General features: G+C 69.7%; 19 protein-coding genes and 1 riboswitch. Of the genes, 13 read left to right on the top strand and 6 right to left on the bottom strand.

All coding sequences use genetic code 11. The features are described from left to right. Positions 1 to 42: 42 nt before the first annotated feature. Together AB0H54_RS02915 and AB0H54_RS02910 are read right to left on the bottom strand one after the other, a co-directional pair. On the bottom strand, positions 43 to 618 hold the full coding sequence (locus tag AB0H54_RS02915) for a LytR C-terminal domain-containing protein (RefSeq protein ID WP_357342349.1): 576 nt from the start codon (positions 616 to 618) through the stop codon (positions 43 to 45). 42 nt (positions 619 to 660) lie between these two features. Then, positions 661 to 978, bottom strand: a complete 318-nt coding sequence (locus AB0H54_RS02910; RefSeq protein ID WP_355274395.1) for a DUF3263 domain-containing protein — start codon at positions 976 to 978, stop codon at positions 661 to 663. Between the two features lie 180 nt (positions 979 to 1,158). Between AB0H54_RS02910 and AB0H54_RS02905 the strand changes: the two genes are divergently transcribed. The 8 genes from AB0H54_RS02905 to AB0H54_RS02870 all read left to right on the top strand — a co-directional run bounded on the left by AB0H54_RS02905 (position 1,159) and on the right by AB0H54_RS02870 (position 11,443). Beyond that, the gene (locus AB0H54_RS02905; protein WP_355274398.1) at positions 1,159 to 1,749 is read left to right on the top strand and encodes a peptide deformylase; all 591 of its coding nucleotides are present in this window, start codon (positions 1,159 to 1,161) and stop codon (positions 1,747 to 1,749) included. Beyond that, a complete protein-coding gene (locus tag AB0H54_RS02900) occupies positions 1,739 to 2,701 on the top strand; it encodes a GNAT family N-acetyltransferase (protein WP_357342346.1) in 963 nt (320 codons plus the stop codon). Before AB0H54_RS02905 ends, AB0H54_RS02900 begins: the two co-directional genes overlap by 11 nt. Before the next feature lie 16 nt (positions 2,702 to 2,717). Next, positions 2,718 to 3,533, top strand: a complete 816-nt coding sequence (locus AB0H54_RS02895) for an exodeoxyribonuclease III (RefSeq protein ID WP_357342345.1) — start codon at positions 2,718 to 2,720, stop codon at positions 3,531 to 3,533. 74 nt (positions 3,534 to 3,607) lie between these two features. Further along, a complete protein-coding gene (locus AB0H54_RS02890) occupies positions 3,608 to 4,810 on the top strand; it encodes a homogentisate 1,2-dioxygenase domain-containing protein (RefSeq protein WP_357342343.1) in 1,203 nt (400 codons plus the stop codon). After that, on the top strand, positions 4,807 to 5,994 hold the full coding sequence (fahA, locus tag AB0H54_RS02885; protein WP_357342341.1) for a fumarylacetoacetase: 1,188 nt from the start codon (positions 4,807 to 4,809) through the stop codon (positions 5,992 to 5,994). The genes AB0H54_RS02890 and fahA overlap by 4 nt, the downstream gene beginning before the upstream one ends. Before the next feature lie 195 nt (positions 5,995 to 6,189). Next, entirely contained in the window at positions 6,190 to 8,454 is a 2,265-nt protein-coding gene (locus tag AB0H54_RS02880) for an MMPL family transporter (protein WP_357342339.1), read from the top strand. A gap of 74 nt (positions 8,455 to 8,528) precedes the next feature. Then, a riboswitch (TPP riboswitch) is annotated at positions 8,529 to 8,657 on the top strand. Continuing rightward, on the top strand, positions 8,650 to 10,290 hold the full coding sequence (gene thiC, locus AB0H54_RS02875; RefSeq protein WP_357342338.1) for a phosphomethylpyrimidine synthase ThiC: 1,641 nt from the start codon (positions 8,650 to 8,652) through the stop codon (positions 10,288 to 10,290). It overlaps the preceding riboswitch by 8 nt. A gap of 127 nt (positions 10,291 to 10,417) precedes the next feature. Further along, positions 10,418 to 11,443 (top strand): choloylglycine hydrolase family protein, encoded by a 1,026-nt coding sequence (locus AB0H54_RS02870; RefSeq protein WP_357342337.1) that lies wholly within the window; start codon positions 10,418 to 10,420, stop codon positions 11,441 to 11,443. A gap of 22 nt (positions 11,444 to 11,465) precedes the next feature. Here the strand turns inward: AB0H54_RS02870 and AB0H54_RS02865 are convergent, their stop codons facing one another. Beyond that, on the bottom strand, positions 11,466 to 12,176 hold the full coding sequence (locus tag AB0H54_RS02865) for a hypothetical protein (RefSeq protein ID WP_357342336.1): 711 nt from the start codon (positions 12,174 to 12,176) through the stop codon (positions 11,466 to 11,468). A gap of 273 nt (positions 12,177 to 12,449) precedes the next feature. Here AB0H54_RS02865 and AB0H54_RS02860 point away from each other — a divergent pair, with 273 nt between their 5' ends. From AB0H54_RS02860 to AB0H54_RS02840, 5 genes are read left to right on the top strand one after another with little or no spacing between them, the layout of a single operon-like run. Next, positions 12,450 to 13,796 (top strand): serine hydrolase domain-containing protein, encoded by a 1,347-nt coding sequence (locus AB0H54_RS02860; protein ID WP_357342335.1) that lies wholly within the window; start codon positions 12,450 to 12,452, stop codon positions 13,794 to 13,796. Beyond that, positions 13,793 to 14,812, top strand: a complete 1,020-nt coding sequence (locus AB0H54_RS02855) for a histidine kinase (protein ID WP_357342334.1) — start codon at positions 13,793 to 13,795, stop codon at positions 14,810 to 14,812. The genes AB0H54_RS02860 and AB0H54_RS02855 overlap by 4 nt, the downstream gene beginning before the upstream one ends. Continuing rightward, a complete protein-coding gene (locus AB0H54_RS02850; protein ID WP_357342332.1) occupies positions 14,809 to 15,462 on the top strand; it encodes a response regulator transcription factor in 654 nt (217 codons plus the stop codon). Before AB0H54_RS02855 ends, AB0H54_RS02850 begins: the two co-directional genes overlap by 4 nt. Positions 15,463 to 15,518: 56 nt before the next feature. Next, positions 15,519 to 15,737 carry a hypothetical protein gene (locus AB0H54_RS02845; RefSeq protein ID WP_357342330.1) on the top strand — a complete coding sequence of 73 codons (219 nt, stop codon included), beginning with the start codon at positions 15,519 to 15,521 and terminating at the stop codon, positions 15,735 to 15,737. Positions 15,738 to 15,757: 20 nt separating this feature from the next. Then, on the top strand, positions 15,758 to 16,552 hold the full coding sequence (locus AB0H54_RS02840) for a thioesterase family protein (protein WP_355274432.1): 795 nt from the start codon (positions 15,758 to 15,760) through the stop codon (positions 16,550 to 16,552). On the opposite strand, the gene AB0H54_RS02835 is transcribed toward AB0H54_RS02840, so the two are convergent. The 3 genes from AB0H54_RS02835 to AB0H54_RS02825 are packed head-to-tail and all read right to left on the bottom strand — an operon-like array spanning position 16,553 to position 17,832. Further along, a complete protein-coding gene (locus AB0H54_RS02835) occupies positions 16,553 to 17,065 on the bottom strand; it encodes an SRPBCC domain-containing protein (protein ID WP_357342328.1) in 513 nt (170 codons plus the stop codon). It abuts the gene before it with no gap. 16 nt (positions 17,066 to 17,081) lie between these two features. Continuing rightward, positions 17,082 to 17,411 carry a metalloregulator ArsR/SmtB family transcription factor gene (locus tag AB0H54_RS02830; protein WP_355274437.1) on the bottom strand — a complete coding sequence of 110 codons (330 nt, stop codon included), beginning with the start codon at positions 17,409 to 17,411 and terminating at the stop codon, positions 17,082 to 17,084. Next, the gene (locus AB0H54_RS02825; RefSeq protein ID WP_357342326.1) at positions 17,401 to 17,832 is read right to left on the bottom strand and encodes an SRPBCC domain-containing protein; all 432 of its coding nucleotides are present in this window, start codon (positions 17,830 to 17,832) and stop codon (positions 17,401 to 17,403) included. The genes AB0H54_RS02830 and AB0H54_RS02825 overlap by 11 nt, the downstream gene beginning before the upstream one ends. Positions 17,833 to 17,865: the final 33 nt, after the last annotated feature.

Raw genomic sequence — 17,865 nt, 5'->3', positions numbered from 1 at the left:
ACAGCGCACGTTCCCCACTCGGCACCGCGTGCCGAGCCTCGTTCAGCGACCGGTCAGTACGACGACAACGCCCGGCGAGGTGTCGCCGGTCTTCGGCGCGACGGTCCCGCCGATCTCCGCGGCGATCTCGGTGGCCGCGGCCTTGTCGCCCGCGCCGCCGCCGTAGAACACCGTGGTGGTGGTGAGGTTCTCGCCGCTGTAGTTGCCGGTGCTCACGTTGCTCCAGCCCGACGAGGTCAGCTCGCCCGCGGTGCGCGCGGCCAGGCCGGCGACCAGGCTGTTGTTCAGCACCCGCACGGGCACACTCTGGTCGACCGTGGCCGCGGGCGCGGTGCTCGGCGCCGCCGTGGTGGTCGGCGCGACCGTCGTCGTGGTGGTCTTGGCGGTGGTCGGGGCAGCGGCCGCGCTGGTGGTCGTCGCGACGGCCGTGGTGGCCGGCGCCTGCGCGACCACGCTCGACGTCGTCGTCTCGGTCGGCTCGGCCGAATCGGCGGAGTCGGCATCGGAGTTCGACAACGACATCGCACCCAGACCCGCGAAAACGATGGCCAGGGCGATCAACACCATCGCCAGCGCGCGCAGCGGCGGGCCGCCGGGGGTGGGATTCGGGTTGCTCACCCGCGCAACCCTAGTCGCAACCGGTGCTGTGTGGCCCTCATGTCAGACCTGGAAACCGAGTCGGCGTGCTGCGCGAGCCTTCTGCCTGCTGGCCCGCAGCCTGCGCAGGCGCTTGACCAGCATCGGGTCCGCCGCCAGCGCCTCGTCCTTGTCGACGACCGCGTTGAGCACCTGGTAGTACCTGGTGGCCGACATGGCGAACAGCTCGCGGATCGCGTCTTCCTTGGCGCCCGCGTACTTCCACCATTTGCGTTCGAAGTCGAGGATGTCGAGCTCACGGCGACTCAGCCCGCTGCCTTCGTCGGGGGCCGTGTCCTGTGTGGTTCCCGCCTCGATGTTGCGAGCCGCTGCGCCGTCCATCTTGCTCCCTCGCCGAGTATCACGAGATGAAAATGACGCTTGCACGTCGCGGATCATTCAACCACGCAGGAGCCGGATCCTCCGAGCGATGTCCCGGCGTGTTGACTACGGGCCAGTAGGGTGTCGTACCCCACAGGGGCCGCCGCTCACCCACGCGCGCGACCGGCGATAATGGCGCTCATGGCAATTCTCCCGATCGTGATCGTCGGTGACCCCGTCCTCCACAACCCCACCGCACCGGTGACGGAGACGCCGGCCGAGCTGGCCGACCTGATCGCGGACATGTACGACACCCTGGAGGAGTCCAAGGGTGTCGGCCTGGCGGCCAACCAGGTCGGGGTCGGCAAGCGGCTGTTCGTCTACGACTGCCCCGACTTCGACGCCGCGGGCAAGCCGATCCGCCGCAAGGGCCTGGTGATCAACCCGGTGCTGGAGACCTCCGAGATCCCGGAGACCATGCCCGATCCCGACGACGACGAGGAAGGCTGCCTGTCCGTGCCGGGCGAGCAGTTCCCCACCGGTCGCGCCGACTGGGCCAGGGTCACCGGGACCGACGAGAAGGGCGAGCCGGTCGACATCGAGGGCACCGGCTTCTTCGCCAGGATGCTCCAGCACGAGGTGGGCCACCTCGACGGCTTCCTCTACGTCGACGTGCTGATCGGCCGCAACGCCCGCGCGGCGAAGAAGGCGATCAAGCGCAACGGCTGGGGCACACCGGGTCTGAGCTGGATCCCCGGCACGGTGCCCGACCCGTTCGGCCATGACGACTGAGATCCCGCTCGGCCGCCGCGTCGTCATGCGGTACCAGCTCCCCGAGGGCTATCCCCAGCCGCTCACCGATGTGATCGGCGAGCTGGTGTCGCTGAGTCCGCCATCGGTGCGGACCGCCGAGGGCGAGCTGGTCTCGGTGGCGCCCGATCGGGTCGTCGCGCTGAAGGCCCTGGGGCCGCGGCCGATTCGCACCAAGGAGATCCGCTCGCTGGAGACCGCGGCGGCCGCCGCCTGGCCCGGCAGCGCGCATCTGTGGATCGACGGCTGGCTCGCGCGGGCGGGCGACGGTTACACCGGGCGCGCGAATTCCGCTGTGCCGCTGGGTGAGTCCGGCGTGCCCGCGGTGCTGTCGATCGACACCATGCACAAGATCGCGGATTGGTACACCGCCAACGGACTGCCGCTGCTACTGCAACTGCCCGATCGGCTGGCCCCGGTGCCGCCGGGCTGGAACACCTGGAGCGAGACCGTGGTCCTCGGGCTCGACATCGCGAATTTCGTCCTGCCGCAGGGCCCGTCGATGGTCAAGATCACCGGCGCGCCGAGCGAGAGCTGGCTGCGCACGCACCGGTATCGCGGCGAGATCCCGCTCGATCCCGCCGTCCGGGAACCGGACGTCGCGGTGCTCACCTCGGTGATCGACGGCACGCTCGGGTTCGCCTCGCTCGGCCTGCCGGAGGCGCTGGCGATCGGCCGCGGCGCGGTCACCACCGCGCCGGACGGCAGACGCTGGGTCGGGCTGACCTGTGTCGCGGTGGCGACCGCGCACCGGCGCAACGGCCTGGCCTCGCTGCTGTGCGCCGAGCTGATCCGCTGGGGCGCCGAGCACGGCGCCACCCATGCCTACGTGCAGGTGGAGGTAGGCAACGCCACCGGACTCGCGCTCTACCGCGAGCTCGGCTTCCTGGAACACCACAGCTACCGCTACGCCGCGCCGCCGAGCGCGTCGTAGGAAAGGACCGCGACCCGTGCGTCTCGCCACCTGGAACGTCAACTCGATCCGCTCCCGCGTCGATCGGGTGACCGCTTTCCTCGACCGCCACGACATCGATGTCCTGGCGATCCAGGAGACCAAGTGCCGCGACGACCAGTTCCCCTACGAGCAGTTCGACCAGGCGGGCTACGAGGTCGCCCACGTCGGGCTGAACCAGTGGAACGGGGTCGCGATCGTGTCCAGGGTCGGGCTCACCGACGTCGAGACCGCGTTCTCCGGGCAGCCCGGTTTCGACAAGAACGCCGGTGACTCGCTGATCGAATCGCCGGTGGTTGAGGCCAGGGCGATCGGCGCGACCTGCGGCGGGGTGCGGGTGTGGAGCCTGTACGTGCCCAACGGCCGCGCGCTCGACGACCCGCACTACGCGTACAAGCTCGACTGGCTGTCGACCCTGCGCGAGCGGGCGACCGACTGGCTGACCGAGGACCCGGCGGCGAAGATCGCGCTGGTCGGCGACTGGAACATCGCCCCCACCGACGACGACGTGTGGGCCCCGGAACTCTTCGAGGGCAAGACCCACACCTCCGCGCCCGAGCGGGCCGCGTTCCAGGGCATGCTCGACAGCGGCTTCCGCGATGTCATGCGCCCGTTCGCGCCCGGCCCCGGCGTCTACACCTACTGGGACTACACCCAGCTGCGTTTCCCCCGCAAGGAAGGCATGCGCATCGACTTCATCCTGGCCTCCGCCGCCCTCGCCGACCAGGTGAAGGACGCCTCGGTCGACCGGGAGGAGCGCAAGGGCAAGGGCGCCAGCGACCACGCCCCGGTCATCGCGGAGTTCTCCGACTGACCCGGCTCGCGGCGCCCGAGCGGTACCGTGGATGACAGGATCATCCGACCTGCGACGTAGCGGGAGGTGTGCTTGTGGCGTTCTATCGGCAGCTCGGGTCTGTGCCACCGAAGCGGCATACACAGCATCGGGATGGGAGCGGCAACCTCTATTACGAGGAGCTGATGGGCGAGGAGGGCTTCTCCGGTGACTCCTCGCTGCTCTACCACCGTGGCCTGCCGCCCGCGATCGTCGACTCGACCGTGTGGCAGCTCCCCGATCAGTCGCTGACGCCGAATCACCCACTGCGCCACCGTCATCTGCGCCTGCCCGCGCTGTTCCCCGGTGACACCCCCGCCAGGACCGACCCGGTGACCGGCCGCAGGCTGCTGCTGGCCAATGCCGACGTGCGCATCTCGTATGTGGTCGCCAAGGGCGCGTCCCCGCTGTACCGCAATGCCATCGGCGACGAGCTGGTCTACGTCGAATCGGGTGCGGCCGTGGTGGAGAGCGTGTTCGGCGCGGTCCCGGTCCGGCAGGGCGATCAGCTGATCATGCCGCGCGCGACCACCCATCGCTGGCTGCCCACGGGCGAGGAACCGTTGCGCGCGTACGTGATAGAGGCGTCCAGCCACCTCACCCCACCCAAGCGCTATCTCTCGAAATTCGGCCAGCTGCTGGAGAATTCGCCCTACTGCGAACGGGACCTGCACGGTCCCGCCGAACCGCTGCTGGCCACCGGCACGGAGGTGGAGGTGCTGGTCAAGCACCGGCCGGGCGCGGAGGTGGTCGGCACCAGGATGATCTACGCGACGCACCCGTTCGATGTGGTCGGCTGGGACGGCTGCCTGTATCCGTACACCTTCAACATCGCCGACTTCGAACCGATCACCGGCCGGGTGCATCAGCCGCCGCCAGCGCATCAGGCGTTCGAGGGGATCAACTTCGTGGTCTGCAATTTCGTGCCGCGCAAGGTGGACTATCACCCGCTGTCGATTCCGGTGCCGTACTACCACTCCAATGTCGACTCCGACGAGATCATGTTCTATTGCGGCGGAAACTACGAGGCGCGCAGGGGTTCCGGGATCACCCAGGGTTCGGTGTCGGTGCACCCCGGCGGTTACGCGCACGGCCCGCAGCCCGGCGCCTACGAACGCAGTATCGGCGCCGAGTTCTTCGACGAACTGGCGGTGATGGTCGATACCTTCCGGCCGCTACAGCTCGGGGAGGGCGCGCTGGCCTGCGAGGACCCGGCCTACGCCTGGACCTGGTCGGGCCGCGGACCGGGGCTGCGATGAGCGGGCGGCTGCTGCGGGTGGAGGTGGCGCCGGACTCGCTGTTCGGGCCGGAAAACCTGCCCTACGGCGTCTTCGCGCCGCCGGGGGGCGGCTTCCGGGTCGGCGCCCGGCTGGGCGATACCGTGCTCGACCTCGTCGCGCTGCTCGGCGATCCGGTCTTCGCCCAGCCGTCCATGAACGCCTTCCTTGCCGCCGGGCCCGACCACTGGCGGACCGTGCGTGACCGGCTGCGGGAGCTGGCCGACACCGAGCTGCCGATCGAGGCGGTGCACCCGGTCAACGGCGTGGAGATGGCGCTGCCGATCCACATCGGCGACTACGTCGACTTCTACGCGAGCATCGACCACGCCACCAATCTCGGCAGGCTGTTCCGGCCGGACAGCGAACCGCTGCTGCCGAATTGGCGGCATCTGCCCGTGGGTTACCACGGCCGGGCGGGCACCGTCGTGGTGTCGGGGACGCCGATCATCCGGCCGCTGGGTCAGCGCCGCACCGATTCGGCCACACCGGATTTCGGGCCGTCGCGGCGGCTGGATATCGAGGCCGAGCTGGGTTTCGTGGTCGGCACCGGGTCACCGCTCGGCGTTCCGGTGCGCGTCGACGAATTCAGCGACCACGTCTTCGGCGTCGCCCTGGTCAACGACTGGTCGGCCCGCGACATCCAGGCCTGGGAGTACCAGCCGCTCGGCCCGTTCCTCGGCAAGTCGTTCAGCACGTCGCTCGCGGCGTGGATCACCCCGCTCGCCGCGCTCGCCGATGCCCGCGTCCCGCTGCCGCCACAGGACCCGCCACCCCTGCCCTACCTGCGGGGCAGCGACGATCACGGCCTCGACATCGACCTGGCCGTCAGCTGGAACGGCGAGGTGGTCGCACACCCGCCCTATGCGCGGATGTACTGGTCACCGGCGCAGATGCTCGCCCATCTCACCGCCAACGGCGCCTCGATCCGGCCCGGGGACCTCTACGCCTCCGGCACGATCTCCGGACCGGAGACCGACCAGCGCGGGTCGTTCATCGAATTGTCCTGGGGCGGTGCGCAACCCATCGCCGTCGGCGACGAATCGCGGACCTTCCTCGCCGACGGTGACACCGTCACGATCACCGCAACCGCGCCGGGCACCGCGGGCCGCCGCATCGGCCTCGGCGAGGTCAGCGGACGAGTCCTGCCCGCCCGCAATACGTGATCCAGGACGTCTTCGCCCTGCTGCGGCAGGCCCTGTTCGGCGGTTCGTCCACACCGTAGCGAGCAGCGGGCAGGTACTCGACAACCGCCCAGGGGCGGAGATGGTAGTGGTACAACCTCCACCTTGGGGTGGTATCGAGCATATTTCTTTGCGGGATACGGTGACGTCCGACGATCCCTAGCAGAGAGCTCGACGATGTTGACGAGAATCGCCCGCGCCGCCGTGGCCCGACCACGACTGGTCGTCGCGGTCGCCCTGTTGCTGATGATCCTGAGCGGCGCCATCGGCGCCACCGTGCACTCGCACATGAAGTCGGGCGGATTCGTCACCGATGATCTCGACTCGGTGCAGGCGAGCCAGTACCTGAGCGACCATTTCCCCGGCTCCGAGCCGAACTACGTGCTGCTGGTGACCGCCGAGGACGGCGCCGATTCGCCCGCCGCGCGCGCCGCCGCGGACACCGCGATCGCCCAGCTGCGCGGCCACTCCGACATCGTCAGCGGGGTGCAGTCGTACTGGACCTCGCGCCCCGATCTCCAGCAGGCGCTGCGCAGCAAGGACGGCAAGCGGGCGCTCATCCTGGCCAGCATCGAGGGCGACGACGCCCAGCTGCCGGACCGCGCGGGCAAGCTCAGCGAGGAACTCCGGGTCGACAGCGGACCGGTGACGGTCGAAGCGGGCGGGCTCGCCGCCTCGTTCTCCGATATCAACACCCAGATCAGCAAGGACCTGGTGATCGCCGAGGCCGTCGCCATCCCGGTGACGGGCCTGCTGCTGGCCCTGGTGTTCGGCAGTGTCGTGGCCGCGGCGCTGCCCATCGCGATCGGTCTGTTCGCCATCGCGGCGGCGCTGGGCATCCTGCGCGTGCTGACCGCCGTCACCGACGTGTCGATCTTCGCGCTGAACATGACCACCGCGCTCGGGCTGGCGCTGGCGATCGACTACAGCCTGTTCATCGTCAGCCGGTACCGCGAGGAGCTGACCGCGGGCGCCACCCCGGCCGCCGCGGTGCAGCGGGCGATTCAGACCGCGGGCCGCACGGTGGTCTACTCGGCGCTGGTCGTCGCGCTGTCGCTGTCGGCGCTGCTGGTGTTCCCGCAGTACTTCTTCAAGTCGTTCGCGTACGCGGGTATCGCGGTGGTCGCCGCCGCCACCGCCGCCGCGGTGATCGTGCTGCCCGCGCTGCTCATCCTGGTCGGCGACCGGATCGACGCGATCGACCTGCGCGCACCACTGCGCAGGCTGTTCCGGCGGCCGCCGCGGGTGGACAAGCTGCCCCAGCAGACGTTCTGGTATCGCCTGGTCACCGCCGTGATGAAGCGGCCGCTGCCGATCGCGCTGGCGACCACCGCGTTCCTGCTGCTACTCGGGTCGCCGTTCCTCGGCGTCCAGTTCGGCTACCCCGACGACCGGTCGCTGCCCACCGGCGTGGCCAGTCGCGAGGTCGGTGACGTGCTGCGCACCGAGTTCGACGCCGACATGGCCGCGAGCGCGACCATCGTGCTGCCGGAGTTCCACGGCACCCCCGCCGAGCTGGACGGCTATGCCCTCGCCTTGTCCAAGGTGCCGGACGTGCCCGCCGTGCTCAGCAGCGCCGCCGTCTATCGCAACGGCTGGCGGGTGGCCTCGGGCGTGCCGGAGATGTCGGACCCGACGGCGGGCGCGTACCTGTCGGTCGCGACCACGCTCGACCCCTACTCCGACGCTGGCCGGATCCAGCTCGACGCGATCCGGGCCGTCCCCGCACCCTCGGAGGCCCTGGTCACCGGTCCCGCCGCGCTCAATCAGGACTCCGTCACCGCGATCACCGGCAAGCTGCCGCTGGCCGGCGCACTGATCGCGATCACCACCCTGGTGCTGCTGTTCCTGTTCACCGGCAGCGTGGTGCTCCCGGTGAAGGCGCTGGCCCTGAACATCCTGTCGCTGGCGGCGACGTTCGGCGCGATGGTGTGGATCTTCCAGGAGGGCAACCTGTCGGGGCTGCTCGGTTTCACCGCCACCGGCACGCTCAACCTGGCCATGCCGATCCTCATGTTCAGCCTGGCCTTCGGCGCCTCGATGGACTACGAGGTGTTCCTGCTCTCCCGGATCCGGGAGGAATGGCTGGCCGGACCAAAGACGACCGAGGGCAATACCGAGGCCGTCGCCATGGGTGTGGCCCGCACCGGCCGCATCTTCACCGCCGCCGCGCTGCTCATGAGCATCGTCTTCCTCGGCGTGGCGACCTCCGGCGTGTCGATGATGAAGCTGTTCGGTCTGGGCTGCGCGCTGGCCGTGATCAGCGACGCCACCGTCATCCGCGGCCTGCTCGCGCCCGCCCTGATGCGGATGATGGGCACCTGGAACTGGTGGGCGCCCAAGCCGCTGGTGCGGCTGCACGACCGGTTCGGGCTGCACGAGGCCGACGAGCCCACCCTCGACAAGGTCGACCGGCCCGAGCCCACCCCGGTCTCGGTCTGAGCCGAGCGCGGCCCGCGCGGGACTTCCCGAGCGGGCCGCGCACCACGGCGGGTATCGTCGGCCCGGAAAATTTCACACACGCCAACGGGGGCTCGCACCAGCGGGCTGAGAGGACGGCTAGCCCATTTCTCGGGCGATCAGGGCCGTCGACCGTATGAACCTGACCGGGTAATGCCGGCGTAGGGAGGAATCACCATGGGCACAGCCACGTCTTCGACCGGGGCGGTCGACACCGTCACCACCGGGCCGATCCAGGGCAGCGTCAAGCACTACCAGGAGGTCGACGACCTGCGCATTCCGGTGCGCCGGATCAACCTCACCAACGGCGAGCACTTCGACGTCTTCGACACCTCCGGCCCGTACACCGACGACAACGCGGTGATCGACCTCGAGGCCGGACTGCCGAAGCTGCGCGACGAGTGGGCCAAGCCCGCCGTCGACGGCCCGCCGACCCAGCTCGCCTGGGCCCGCCAGGGCATCATCACCGCGGAGATGCGTTTCATCGCCGCCCGCGAGGGTGTCTCCCCAGAGCTGGTGCGCGACGAGGTCGCCGCCGGTCGCGCGGTCATCCCGGCCAACCACAAGCACCCCGAGCTGGAGCCGACCATCATCGGCAAGAAGTTCCTGGTGAAGATCAACGCCAATATCGGCAACTCGGCGGTGACGTCGTCGATCGCCGAAGAGGTCGAGAAGATGGTGTGGGCCTCGCGCTGGGGCGCCGACACCATCATGGACCTGTCGACCGGCAAGAACATCCACGAGACCCGCGAGTGGATCCTGCGCAACTCCCCCGTCCCGATCGGCACCGTGCCGATCTACCAGGCGCTGGAGAAGGTGAACGGTGATCCCACCAAGCTCACCTGGGAGATGTACCGCGACACCGTGATCGAGCAGTGCGAGCAGGGCGTCGACTACATGACCGTGCACGCGGGCGTGCTGTTGCGCTACATCCCGCTGACCGCCAAGCGGGTCACCGGCATCGTCTCGCGCGGTGGTTCGATCATGGCCGCGTGGTGTCTGGCGCATCATCAGGAATCGTTCCTGTACACGCACTTCCGTGAGCTCTGCGAGATCCTCGCGAAGTACGACGTCACCTTCTCCCTCGGTGACGGCCTGCGTCCCGGCTCCATCGCCGACGCCAACGACGAGGCCCAGTTCGCCGAGCTGCGCACCCTCGGCGAGCTCACCAAGATCGCGAAATCCTATGGCGTGCAGGTGATGATCGAAGGCCCCGGCCACGTGCCGATGCACAAGATCGTCGAGAACGTGAAGCTCGAGGAAGAGCTGTGCGAAGAGGCGCCGTTCTACACCCTCGGCCCGCTGGCCACCGATATCGCGCCCGCCTACGACCACATCACCTCGGCCATCGGGGCCGCGATCATCGCCCAGGCGGGCACCGCGATGCTCTGCTACGTCACGCCGAAGGAGCATCTGGGCCTGCCCAACCGCGACGACGTCAAGGTCGGCGTGATCACCTACAAGATCGCCGCCCACGCCGCCGACCTCGCCAAGGGGCACCCGCACGCGCAGGACCGCGACAACGAATTGTCCAAGGCGCGTTTCGAATTCCGCTGGCACGACCAGTTCGCGCTCTCGCTCGACCCGGACACCGCTCGCGAATACCACGACGAGACGCTGCCCGCCGAGCCCGCCAAGACCGCGCACTTCTGCTCCATGTGCGGTCCGAAGTTCTGCTCCATGCGGATCTCCGCCGACGTGCGCGAGTACGCCGAGAAGCAGGGTCTGACCGACGTGGCCGCGATCGAGGCTGGCATGGCCGAGAAGTCGGCCGAGTTCGCCGACCAGGGCAACAAGGTCTACCTGCCCGTCGTCTGATTCCGGGGTCCCCGGGACCGGCACGGCTCTGCCGCGCCGGTCCCGGCCCTGTCCGGGGCTAGCATTGTTCCGGCACAGAGCACCTGTGCGCAGCCTTTTCTGTACCGACCGGAAAGGGATCACTCGCATGTGCACTTCGTTCACCGTCACCGCCGCGGACGGTTCGGTCACCGCCGGACGGACCATGGAATTCGCCTTCGATCTCGAATCGCGCCTGCTCGTCTTCCCCCGGGGCATGTCCTACCAGGCCAAGAGCCCCGATCCCGACGCTCCCGGCTATTCCTGGCGCGGCTCCTACGGCACCGTCGGCATGAATCTGCTGGACCGGGAATGCCTGCTCGACGGCATGAACGAAGCCGGGCTGTATTTCGGCGCGCTGTACCTGCCGAACTTCACCGAATACCAAGCGGTGCCGGTCGGCCGCGAATCCGAGTCGATGTCGCAGATTCACGATGTCGGCAATTACCTGCTGTCCACCTGCGCGTCGGTGAGCGAGGCGGCGGCCGCCCTGGAACGGGTGCTGGTGTGGGGCCAGCCCGATCCCGGCACCGGGCAGCCCATCGAACTGCACTACACACTGCACGACGCGAGCGGCAATTCGCTGGTCGCCGAATACATCGACGGCGAACTCCGGTTGCACGACAATCCGCTGTCGGTCCTGACGAATTCGCCCCCGTTCGAATGGCACCTGCTCAACACCGGCAATTACGTCAATCTCTCCGCCGTCAATGTCCCCGACCTGCCGCTGTCGGGATACGACGTGAGCGCCCTCGGCCAGGGCAGCGGAATGCTCGGCCTCCCCGGCGATTTCACCCCGCCCTCCCGCTTCGTCCGCGCGGTCGCCCTCACCCAGGCCGCCGAACCGGCCCCCGACGCACCCGGCTCCGCCATCGTCGCCGCCCACATCCTCGACAGCTTCGACATCCCCAAGGGCTTCGTCCGTGCCGGCGACAGCGGCCCCGACTCGATCGAATACACGGAATGGTCGGTCATCGCCACCCTCGCCGCCGACCACCGCCGCTATCTCGTCCGCTTCTACGACAGCCCGGTCTGGTGCGCGGTCGACCTGGCCGAACTCGACTTCGACCAGGCCGGGGTCACCACCGTCGACACCGGAGCGGCCTGGTGCGTCGACATCACACCCTCGACCTGACCCGGGTCCGGGGCGTGAAGGCTCACCAGTCGTCGAGGTAGTAGAGGGTCAGGGAAACGGTGCCGTCGGGAAGCTCCCTGAGGCTGATGCTGGTTTCGTGGCGGTCCAGGGGCCAGCCTTCGATGGGGCACTCGCCCCACCAGTAGCCGTCGGTGGGGGTGGTTCCGCGGTTGTGTTCGAAGGCGCAGGAGCGGGTGTCGGTGAAGTGGCCGCGGAGGCGGTCGGTGATCTGGGCGGAGGTCGCGTCGGTGGCGCCGATGGCGAATTCGCGGGTGCAGCTGCTGTTCGACGAGAGGGAGGCGCAGTAGCCCGGCGCGGTCGAGCGCACGGAGAGTTCGGCGGGCAGCGGCTGGATCGCGTCGGCGGGCGGTATCCAGGACCAGCGGCCCATGAGGGTGAACATCGGGACGATGTACACCATCGCCAGCACCACCACGACGCAGCAGACATTGCTGATCACGTAGCTGATTCGCCGACGGGTCGCAGTGGCCGGTGCCTCGTCTTCCACCTCGTCCTCGACCGACGGACCCGCCACCAGCACGGCGATAGTCAGGCACACCAGGGCGGCCAGCATCGTGGCCTGTCCCTCGTAGAAGACCCACCGGCTGATCACCGCGTACTGCGCGAACGCGAGCGCGCCGAGCACCCCGAGCCCGATCAGCAGGCCCCGCCGGGTCGCGGCGATCAGCGGCCAGAGCACCAGCGGCAGGAAGAGCAGACTGAACCACACCACAAGGCGACCGTATTCGAGGGGCCCGGTGGTCCGCATGCGATAGCGGCGCGACCCCACGGTGGGCTATCCGCGCCCAGCACGACCAGACCGGCAGGTGCTGTCCTATCGACTTTCGTAGGGGGTGACAGCGCCGTTCGGCGGATTCGCCGGGGTGGGCCGGATACCTAGGTTCGTGGCATGGGAAGCAGAGCGAGGGTGTTGGCGGTGGTCGCCGGGGTTGTCGTCGGACTTGTCGTGCCTGCCGTGGCGGTGGCGGAGCCCGCACGGATCACTGTGTCCACCAGAGATTTCGACGATTATCTCGCGAAGTCGCTGCGCGATACCGGACTGCCGGGACTGTCGGCGGTGATCACCCGGAACGGGGAGATCGTGCACGCGGCGGGCTACGGGCGGGACTCCACCGGGGCGGCGATCACGGCGCGGACGCCGATGCGGATCGCCTCGCTGACCAAGGCGTTCACCGCGACGGCGGTGATGATGCTGGTCGAGGACGGGGCGATCGGGCTCGACCGGCCCGTGGCCGAGCAGCTGCCCGGGTTCCGCACCGCCGACGCGCGCTCGGATCGGATCACGGTGCGGCAGTTGCTGAATCAGACCTCCGGATTCGCCGATCGGACCGTCGACATCCGCGCGACGGAGTCCGCCGATTCACTGGAGCACTACACCGCCACGCTGCGGACCGCCCGGCTCGCCGCCGAACCGGGCACCCGATGGGCGTATACGAACGTCAACTACAACCTCGCGGCGCGGCTGGTCGAGGTGGCGAGCGGGTCGGATTTCGGAGAGTTCCTGCGGCAGCGGATCTTCGACCCGCTCGGCATGCCGGACAGCGCCCTCGGCGACGACACCATCACTCCCACCACCGGTTTCAACTCCCTGTTCGGCCACTGGACCGCCCGCGCCGAACTGCGGGGCTTCCTCGACGACAGCGGCAGCGGCGGGGTGGTCACCTCGGCGGCGGATATGGGCCGGTGGCTCATCGCCCAATCCGGCGACGGCCCACCGCTGGTCGGCGCCGACAGCCTGGCGCTGATGCACGCGCCGACCCCGGTGCGCGATTACGGCATGGGCTGGGGCCTCGACACCGAGCACGGCGCGCCGCTGCTGACCCACTCCGGCAATCTGTTCACCTACACCTCGGCGGCCGCGCTCGACCCGGCCACCGGCTACGGCTTCGCGGTCCTGGCCAACAGCGCCGCCCTCCACGACGACACCTACGCGATCCTCACCGGCCTGGTCGCGCTGGGCCGGGGCGAGCCGCCCGAACCGCTCGTCGACGCCAGGCTGCGCATCGAGGCCGCGCTCGCGGCGGTCATGGCGGGCGCGCTCGGACTGGGCGTCGCCGGGGTGCTCCGCTCCCGGCGCTGGGCCGAACGGCGTGGGGGCAGCCGGTGGTGGTGGATCGCGCTGCGCTGCGTGCCCGCCGCCCTGCCGATCGTGCTGTTCGCGAGCTGTCCCCAGGCGATGTCGGTGCTGATGAACGGACGGACGGTCACCTGGGCGCAACTCACCTATTTCCCCGCACCGCTCACCATAACCCTGCTGACCTGCGCGTTCGCCGGAGCCGTCACCCTGATCGCCCGGCTGTCGCGGCTGCGCTCACTAAGCTCGAGCCGATGAGGAACTACGCCGGACTCGCGCTGCTCGCGGGCGTGTGCGCGCTCAACGGGTTCTTCCTCGACGCGCTGCCCGCCTGGCGGCAGGCCGTGTTCGCCGGGCTCGCGGTCGCCGCGTACCTGTACGGCCGCCGGGTGCCGGTCGCGCGGGGCTGGCTGGTGCAGGCCGTGGTCGCGGTGCCCGGCCTCGGCTACTGCGCGGTGGACTTCTCGATCGGGCTCGGGGCGATCCTGAGCCAGACCGTGTTCGTCGTGCTGCCGTGGCTGGCCGGACGATTCCGGCGGCAGCAGGCCGCGCTGGTCGTGGCGGGCCGGGACCGGGTGGCCCGGCTCGAGCAGGAACAAGCCCTGATCGCCGAGCGTGTCGCCCTGCGCGAGCGCGCCGCGATCGCCGCCGACATGCACGACTCGCTCGGGCATGACCTCGCCCTCATCGCCCTCCAAGCCGGGGCGCTCGAACTGTCCACCGATCTCCCCGAGCCGGATCGGGCTGCCGCGCAACGCCTGCGGGCCTCGGCGGTGGCGGCGACCGATCGGCTGCGCGGCACCGTCGCGGTCTTGCGGGACGGCACCGCGCCGTCCGTCCCTCGCGACGAACCCGTCGCAGTCTTGGTGGAGCGCGCGATCGACGCGGGAATGGCGGTCGATCTACATCTGCCGAACGACGGTGAACCGTTGCCGCCCTTGCTCGACCGCGCGATCTACCGGGTGGTCCAGGAATCCCTCACCAACGCGGCGCGCCACTCACCCGGTGCCCCGGTGACGGTCACCCTCGAACAGACATCGGCGCAAGCGACAGTCACCATCGCCAATCCCCTGCGCGACAACATCACCCGGCATCCATCGCGCGGCTGCGGTGGCTCGCTCGCACGACCCGACCGGAAGGACGCGGGCGACGATGACGGCAGCGGACTCGACGGCCTGCGTGCACGCGCACGCCTCGCCGGTGGCACGATGACGGCGGGCGTCGAGGGTGCCATGTTCGTGGTGCGCGCTCGATTTCCCACGGCGGCACCGTGATCCGGGTCCTGCTCGCCGACGACGAGGCGATGATCCGCGCCGGGATCCGCTCGATCCTCGGCACCGACCAGGGGATCGAGGTCGTCGCCGAGGCAGCCGGCGGCCGGGAAGCCGTCGACCTGACCATCGCGCACCGACCCGATGTCGTGCTGATGGATGTGCGGATGCCGCGCCTGGACGGACTCGCGGCCGCCGCGGCGATCCGGGCGATGGCACCCGAGATCGCCGTCGTCGTCCTCACCACCTTCGACGAGGACGACTACGTGACGGCGGCGCTCGACGCGGGCGCGGCCGGTTTCCTGCTCAAGGCCTCCGATCCGCGCGAACTGCTGCTCGCCGTGCACGCGGTCGCCGACGGCGGCGCCTACCTGTCGCCGCGTATCGCGAAGAAGGTGATCGCGCGCTGGGACGGCGGCGGTTTCGCGAACAAGACCGCGGCCCGGGCCCGGATCGCCGAACTCACCGACCGGGAGCGGGCGGTCCTGGCGGGCGTCGGCCGGGGGCTGGCCAACCAGGACATCGCCGCCGCACTGTTCGTCGCGGAATCCACGGTGAAGGCCCATGTCAGCGGCATCCTGCGCCGCCTCGGCCTGACCAACCGGGTCCAGGCCGCCATCCTCGCCCACGAGGCGGGGCTGACCGGGCGCTGAGCTAGCCCAGGATTTCGGGGGCTTTCCCCGTGCGCCCCGGTCAGTAGGGTACTGACATGCAAGCTCGCACGAAACGCTTCGTCGCCGGCGCCGCCGCGGCCGCCGCCCTGTCCCTCGCCGCCCCGCTCGGCACCGCCCAGGCCGCGACCCCCGTCGCCGACTCCGGCTCCGCGGCCCTCGGCTGCACCTCCACCGACATCAACCCCTGCCCCATCCGCCCCCTCCTCGACCTGCTCACCGCCCTGACCACCGGCTCCGCCGGAGGCGGGCAGTAGCCTGCGGTAGCGTCGGCGATATGGCCGATGCGTTCTATCTCCCCGATCCCGCGGACCCGAACCGGTTCGAGTCGACCGAGCTCACCCGCGGGCCCTGGTCGCCGGACGCGCAGCACGCCGGTCCGCCGTCGGCGCTGCTCGGACATGTGATCGAGCGGTGCGAGCCGCGCGAGGGGTTCCAGGTCGGGCGGGTCGCGGTGGAGATCCTCGGGCCGGTGCCGCTCGCGCCGCTGACCGCGACCGCCGAGGTGGTGCGGTCGGGGCGCAGCGTTGAGCTCATCCAGGCGACGTTGTCGTCGGAGCGGGGGCCGGTGATGCAGGCCAACGCGTGGCGGCTCAAGCGCAGTGAGCCCGCGCTCGATCTGCCGGTCGAATTCCTGCCGAGCGGCACGCGCCCGCTGCCGACGGCGACCGAACCCGAGGTGTTCCCCTCCGATCAGGCCATCGGATTCCACACCGGCATCGAATACCGTTTCGCCTCAGGCTCTTTCGGTCGACCGGGGCCCGCGGTGTGCTGGATCCGGTTGAAGTACCCGATCGTCGCGGGCACCACGCCGAGCCCGCTGGAACGGACGCTGGCCGCGGCCGACTCGGGCAATGGGGTGAGCTCGGTGCTCGACTGGGCGAAGTACCTGTTCATCAACACCGACCTCACGGTCACCCTGCACCGACAGCCGGTCGGCGAATGGGTGTGCCTGGACGCGGTGACCCATCCGCAGCCGCACGGCATCGGCCTCGCCGAATCGGCGCTGTTCGACGAGACCGGACCGATCGGGCGCAGCACGCAGACGCTGCTCATCGCGCCGCGCGGCTGATCAGCGCAGGGCGTCCAGGTTCACCAGGTCGTCGTTGCCGTGCTTGCGCAGTTCCGATTCCGCGGTGCTGGTGCGGCGGAACGGATCGCCCTGCCCGGTGGTGAGCAGGCCGCGCAGGCTCGTGGTGATGTAGGCGCCCCAGGCGTTGGAACACACCTCGTAGCATTCGCCCGCGGGCACCAGACCCCGATGGGTGAAACGGATTTCGGTGCCGTCGGCGCCTTCGGTGATATCGAAGACGACGTCGGTGTCCTCCCATTCGGTGGTGTCGGCGATGAACGCGAGGTGCGAGTCGGTCACGTGCCAGACCAGGCGGCGGCCGGGCACGGACTCGGTGGTGGTCATGGTGCAGCGGTGGATGCCGGGGACCTCGAACAGGTAGCTGTCGCCGACGGTGCCGGTGCTGCCCTCGATGGTCTCCGACCACCAGGACCAGACGTCGTTGACGGCGGCGAAGGCCTCGTCGGGGGTCTTGTCGACGGTGATGGTGACGGTGAAATCGGTGTCGCTCATTGCTTTTCCTTTCGGCTCAGCCGTCCAGGTGACGGCGGAGCGCGTCCAGTGGGCCGTCCCAGTCGCGCGCCAGCGCGGCCAGGAACTGTTGGGCCACTCGCATGGGTGCGGAATCGAGGCGATAGCGCACGCGCCGCCGTTCGCCGGGTTCCGCGATCACCAGGCCGGCGTCTGCCAGCAGGGCGAGGTGTTTGGCGATCGCCTGCCGCGTGATCGGCAGGCGATCGGCGAGGTCGGTCGCGGTCGACGGCCCGTCCGCGGCGAGGGCGGCCAGGACCGACCGCCTGCTCGGATCGGCCAGCGCGACGAAGACCCGTTCGGCGGTGGCCTCCAGCTCAGGCCGCATCGAGGTACTCGACGAGCTCGCCCAGCTCGCTCTTCCAGCCACCGGTGTTGCCCTCGAACGCCTCCTTGTACTGCGCGTCGGGCAGCTGGGCGAAGCCGGCCTCGATCACGGTCAGCCTGGTGCCCGCGCCGACCGGTTCGAGGGTGAACTCCACGTAGGTGCGCCGCGGGTCGTCATCGGGCAGGCCGTAGATCTGCCAGGTGTAGCCGAAGACGTTCGGCTCCTCGACCCGCTCGACCCGCATATTGGCCACGTGACCTTCCTTCCAGGTCATCTTGGCTTCCCCACCCGGGCGCAGGTCGATGGTGGCGGTGTTGCCGAACCAGCTCGCCAGCCCTTCGGCGGTGGTGAGCGCCGCCCACACCTTGGCGGGCGGATGGGCGAGCTCGACGGTTCGCACGATCTGATCAGGGAATCCCATGATGTTCTCCTCGTCAGTAGCAACCATTTGGTT

This window comes from Nocardia sp. NPDC050718, assembly GCF_040654235.1.
Lineage (GTDB): Bacteria > Actinomycetota > Actinomycetes > Mycobacteriales > Mycobacteriaceae > Nocardia.
This window is presented reverse-complemented; position numbering and strand designations above follow the sequence as displayed.

What these genes read in the sequence shown, in the direction of transcription:
- AB0H54_RS02910 (WP_355274395.1), bottom strand. Translation starts at nt 978, where the DNA reads ATGGACGGCGCAGCGGCTCGCAACATCGAGGCGGGAACCACACAGGAC.
- AB0H54_RS02905 (WP_355274398.1), top strand. Translation starts at nt 1,159, where the DNA reads ATGGCAATTCTCCCGATCGTGATCGTCGGTGACCCCGTCCTCCACAAC.
- AB0H54_RS02900 (WP_357342346.1), top strand. Translation starts at nt 1,739, where the DNA reads ATGACGACTGAGATCCCGCTCGGCCGCCGCGTCGTCATGCGGTACCAG.
- fahA (WP_357342341.1), top strand. Translation starts at nt 4,807, where the DNA reads ATGAGCGGGCGGCTGCTGCGGGTGGAGGTGGCGCCGGACTCGCTGTTC.
- AB0H54_RS02880 (WP_357342339.1), top strand. Translation starts at nt 6,190, where the DNA reads ATGTTGACGAGAATCGCCCGCGCCGCCGTGGCCCGACCACGACTGGTC.
- thiC (WP_357342338.1), top strand. Translation starts at nt 8,650, where the DNA reads ATGGGCACAGCCACGTCTTCGACCGGGGCGGTCGACACCGTCACCACC.
- AB0H54_RS02870 (WP_357342337.1), top strand. Translation starts at nt 10,418, where the DNA reads ATGTGCACTTCGTTCACCGTCACCGCCGCGGACGGTTCGGTCACCGCC.
- AB0H54_RS02855 (WP_357342334.1), top strand. Translation starts at nt 13,793, where the DNA reads ATGAGGAACTACGCCGGACTCGCGCTGCTCGCGGGCGTGTGCGCGCTC.
- AB0H54_RS02845 (WP_357342330.1), top strand. Translation starts at nt 15,519, where the DNA reads ATGCAAGCTCGCACGAAACGCTTCGTCGCCGGCGCCGCCGCGGCCGCC.
- AB0H54_RS02840 (WP_355274432.1), top strand. Translation starts at nt 15,758, where the DNA reads ATGGCCGATGCGTTCTATCTCCCCGATCCCGCGGACCCGAACCGGTTC.
- AB0H54_RS02835 (WP_357342328.1), bottom strand. Translation starts at nt 17,065, where the DNA reads ATGAGCGACACCGATTTCACCGTCACCATCACCGTCGACAAGACCCCC.
- AB0H54_RS02830 (WP_355274437.1), bottom strand. Translation starts at nt 17,411, where the DNA reads ATGCGGCCTGAGCTGGAGGCCACCGCCGAACGGGTCTTCGTCGCGCTG.
- AB0H54_RS02825 (WP_357342326.1), bottom strand. Translation starts at nt 17,832, where the DNA reads ATGGGATTCCCTGATCAGATCGTGCGAACCGTCGAGCTCGCCCATCCG.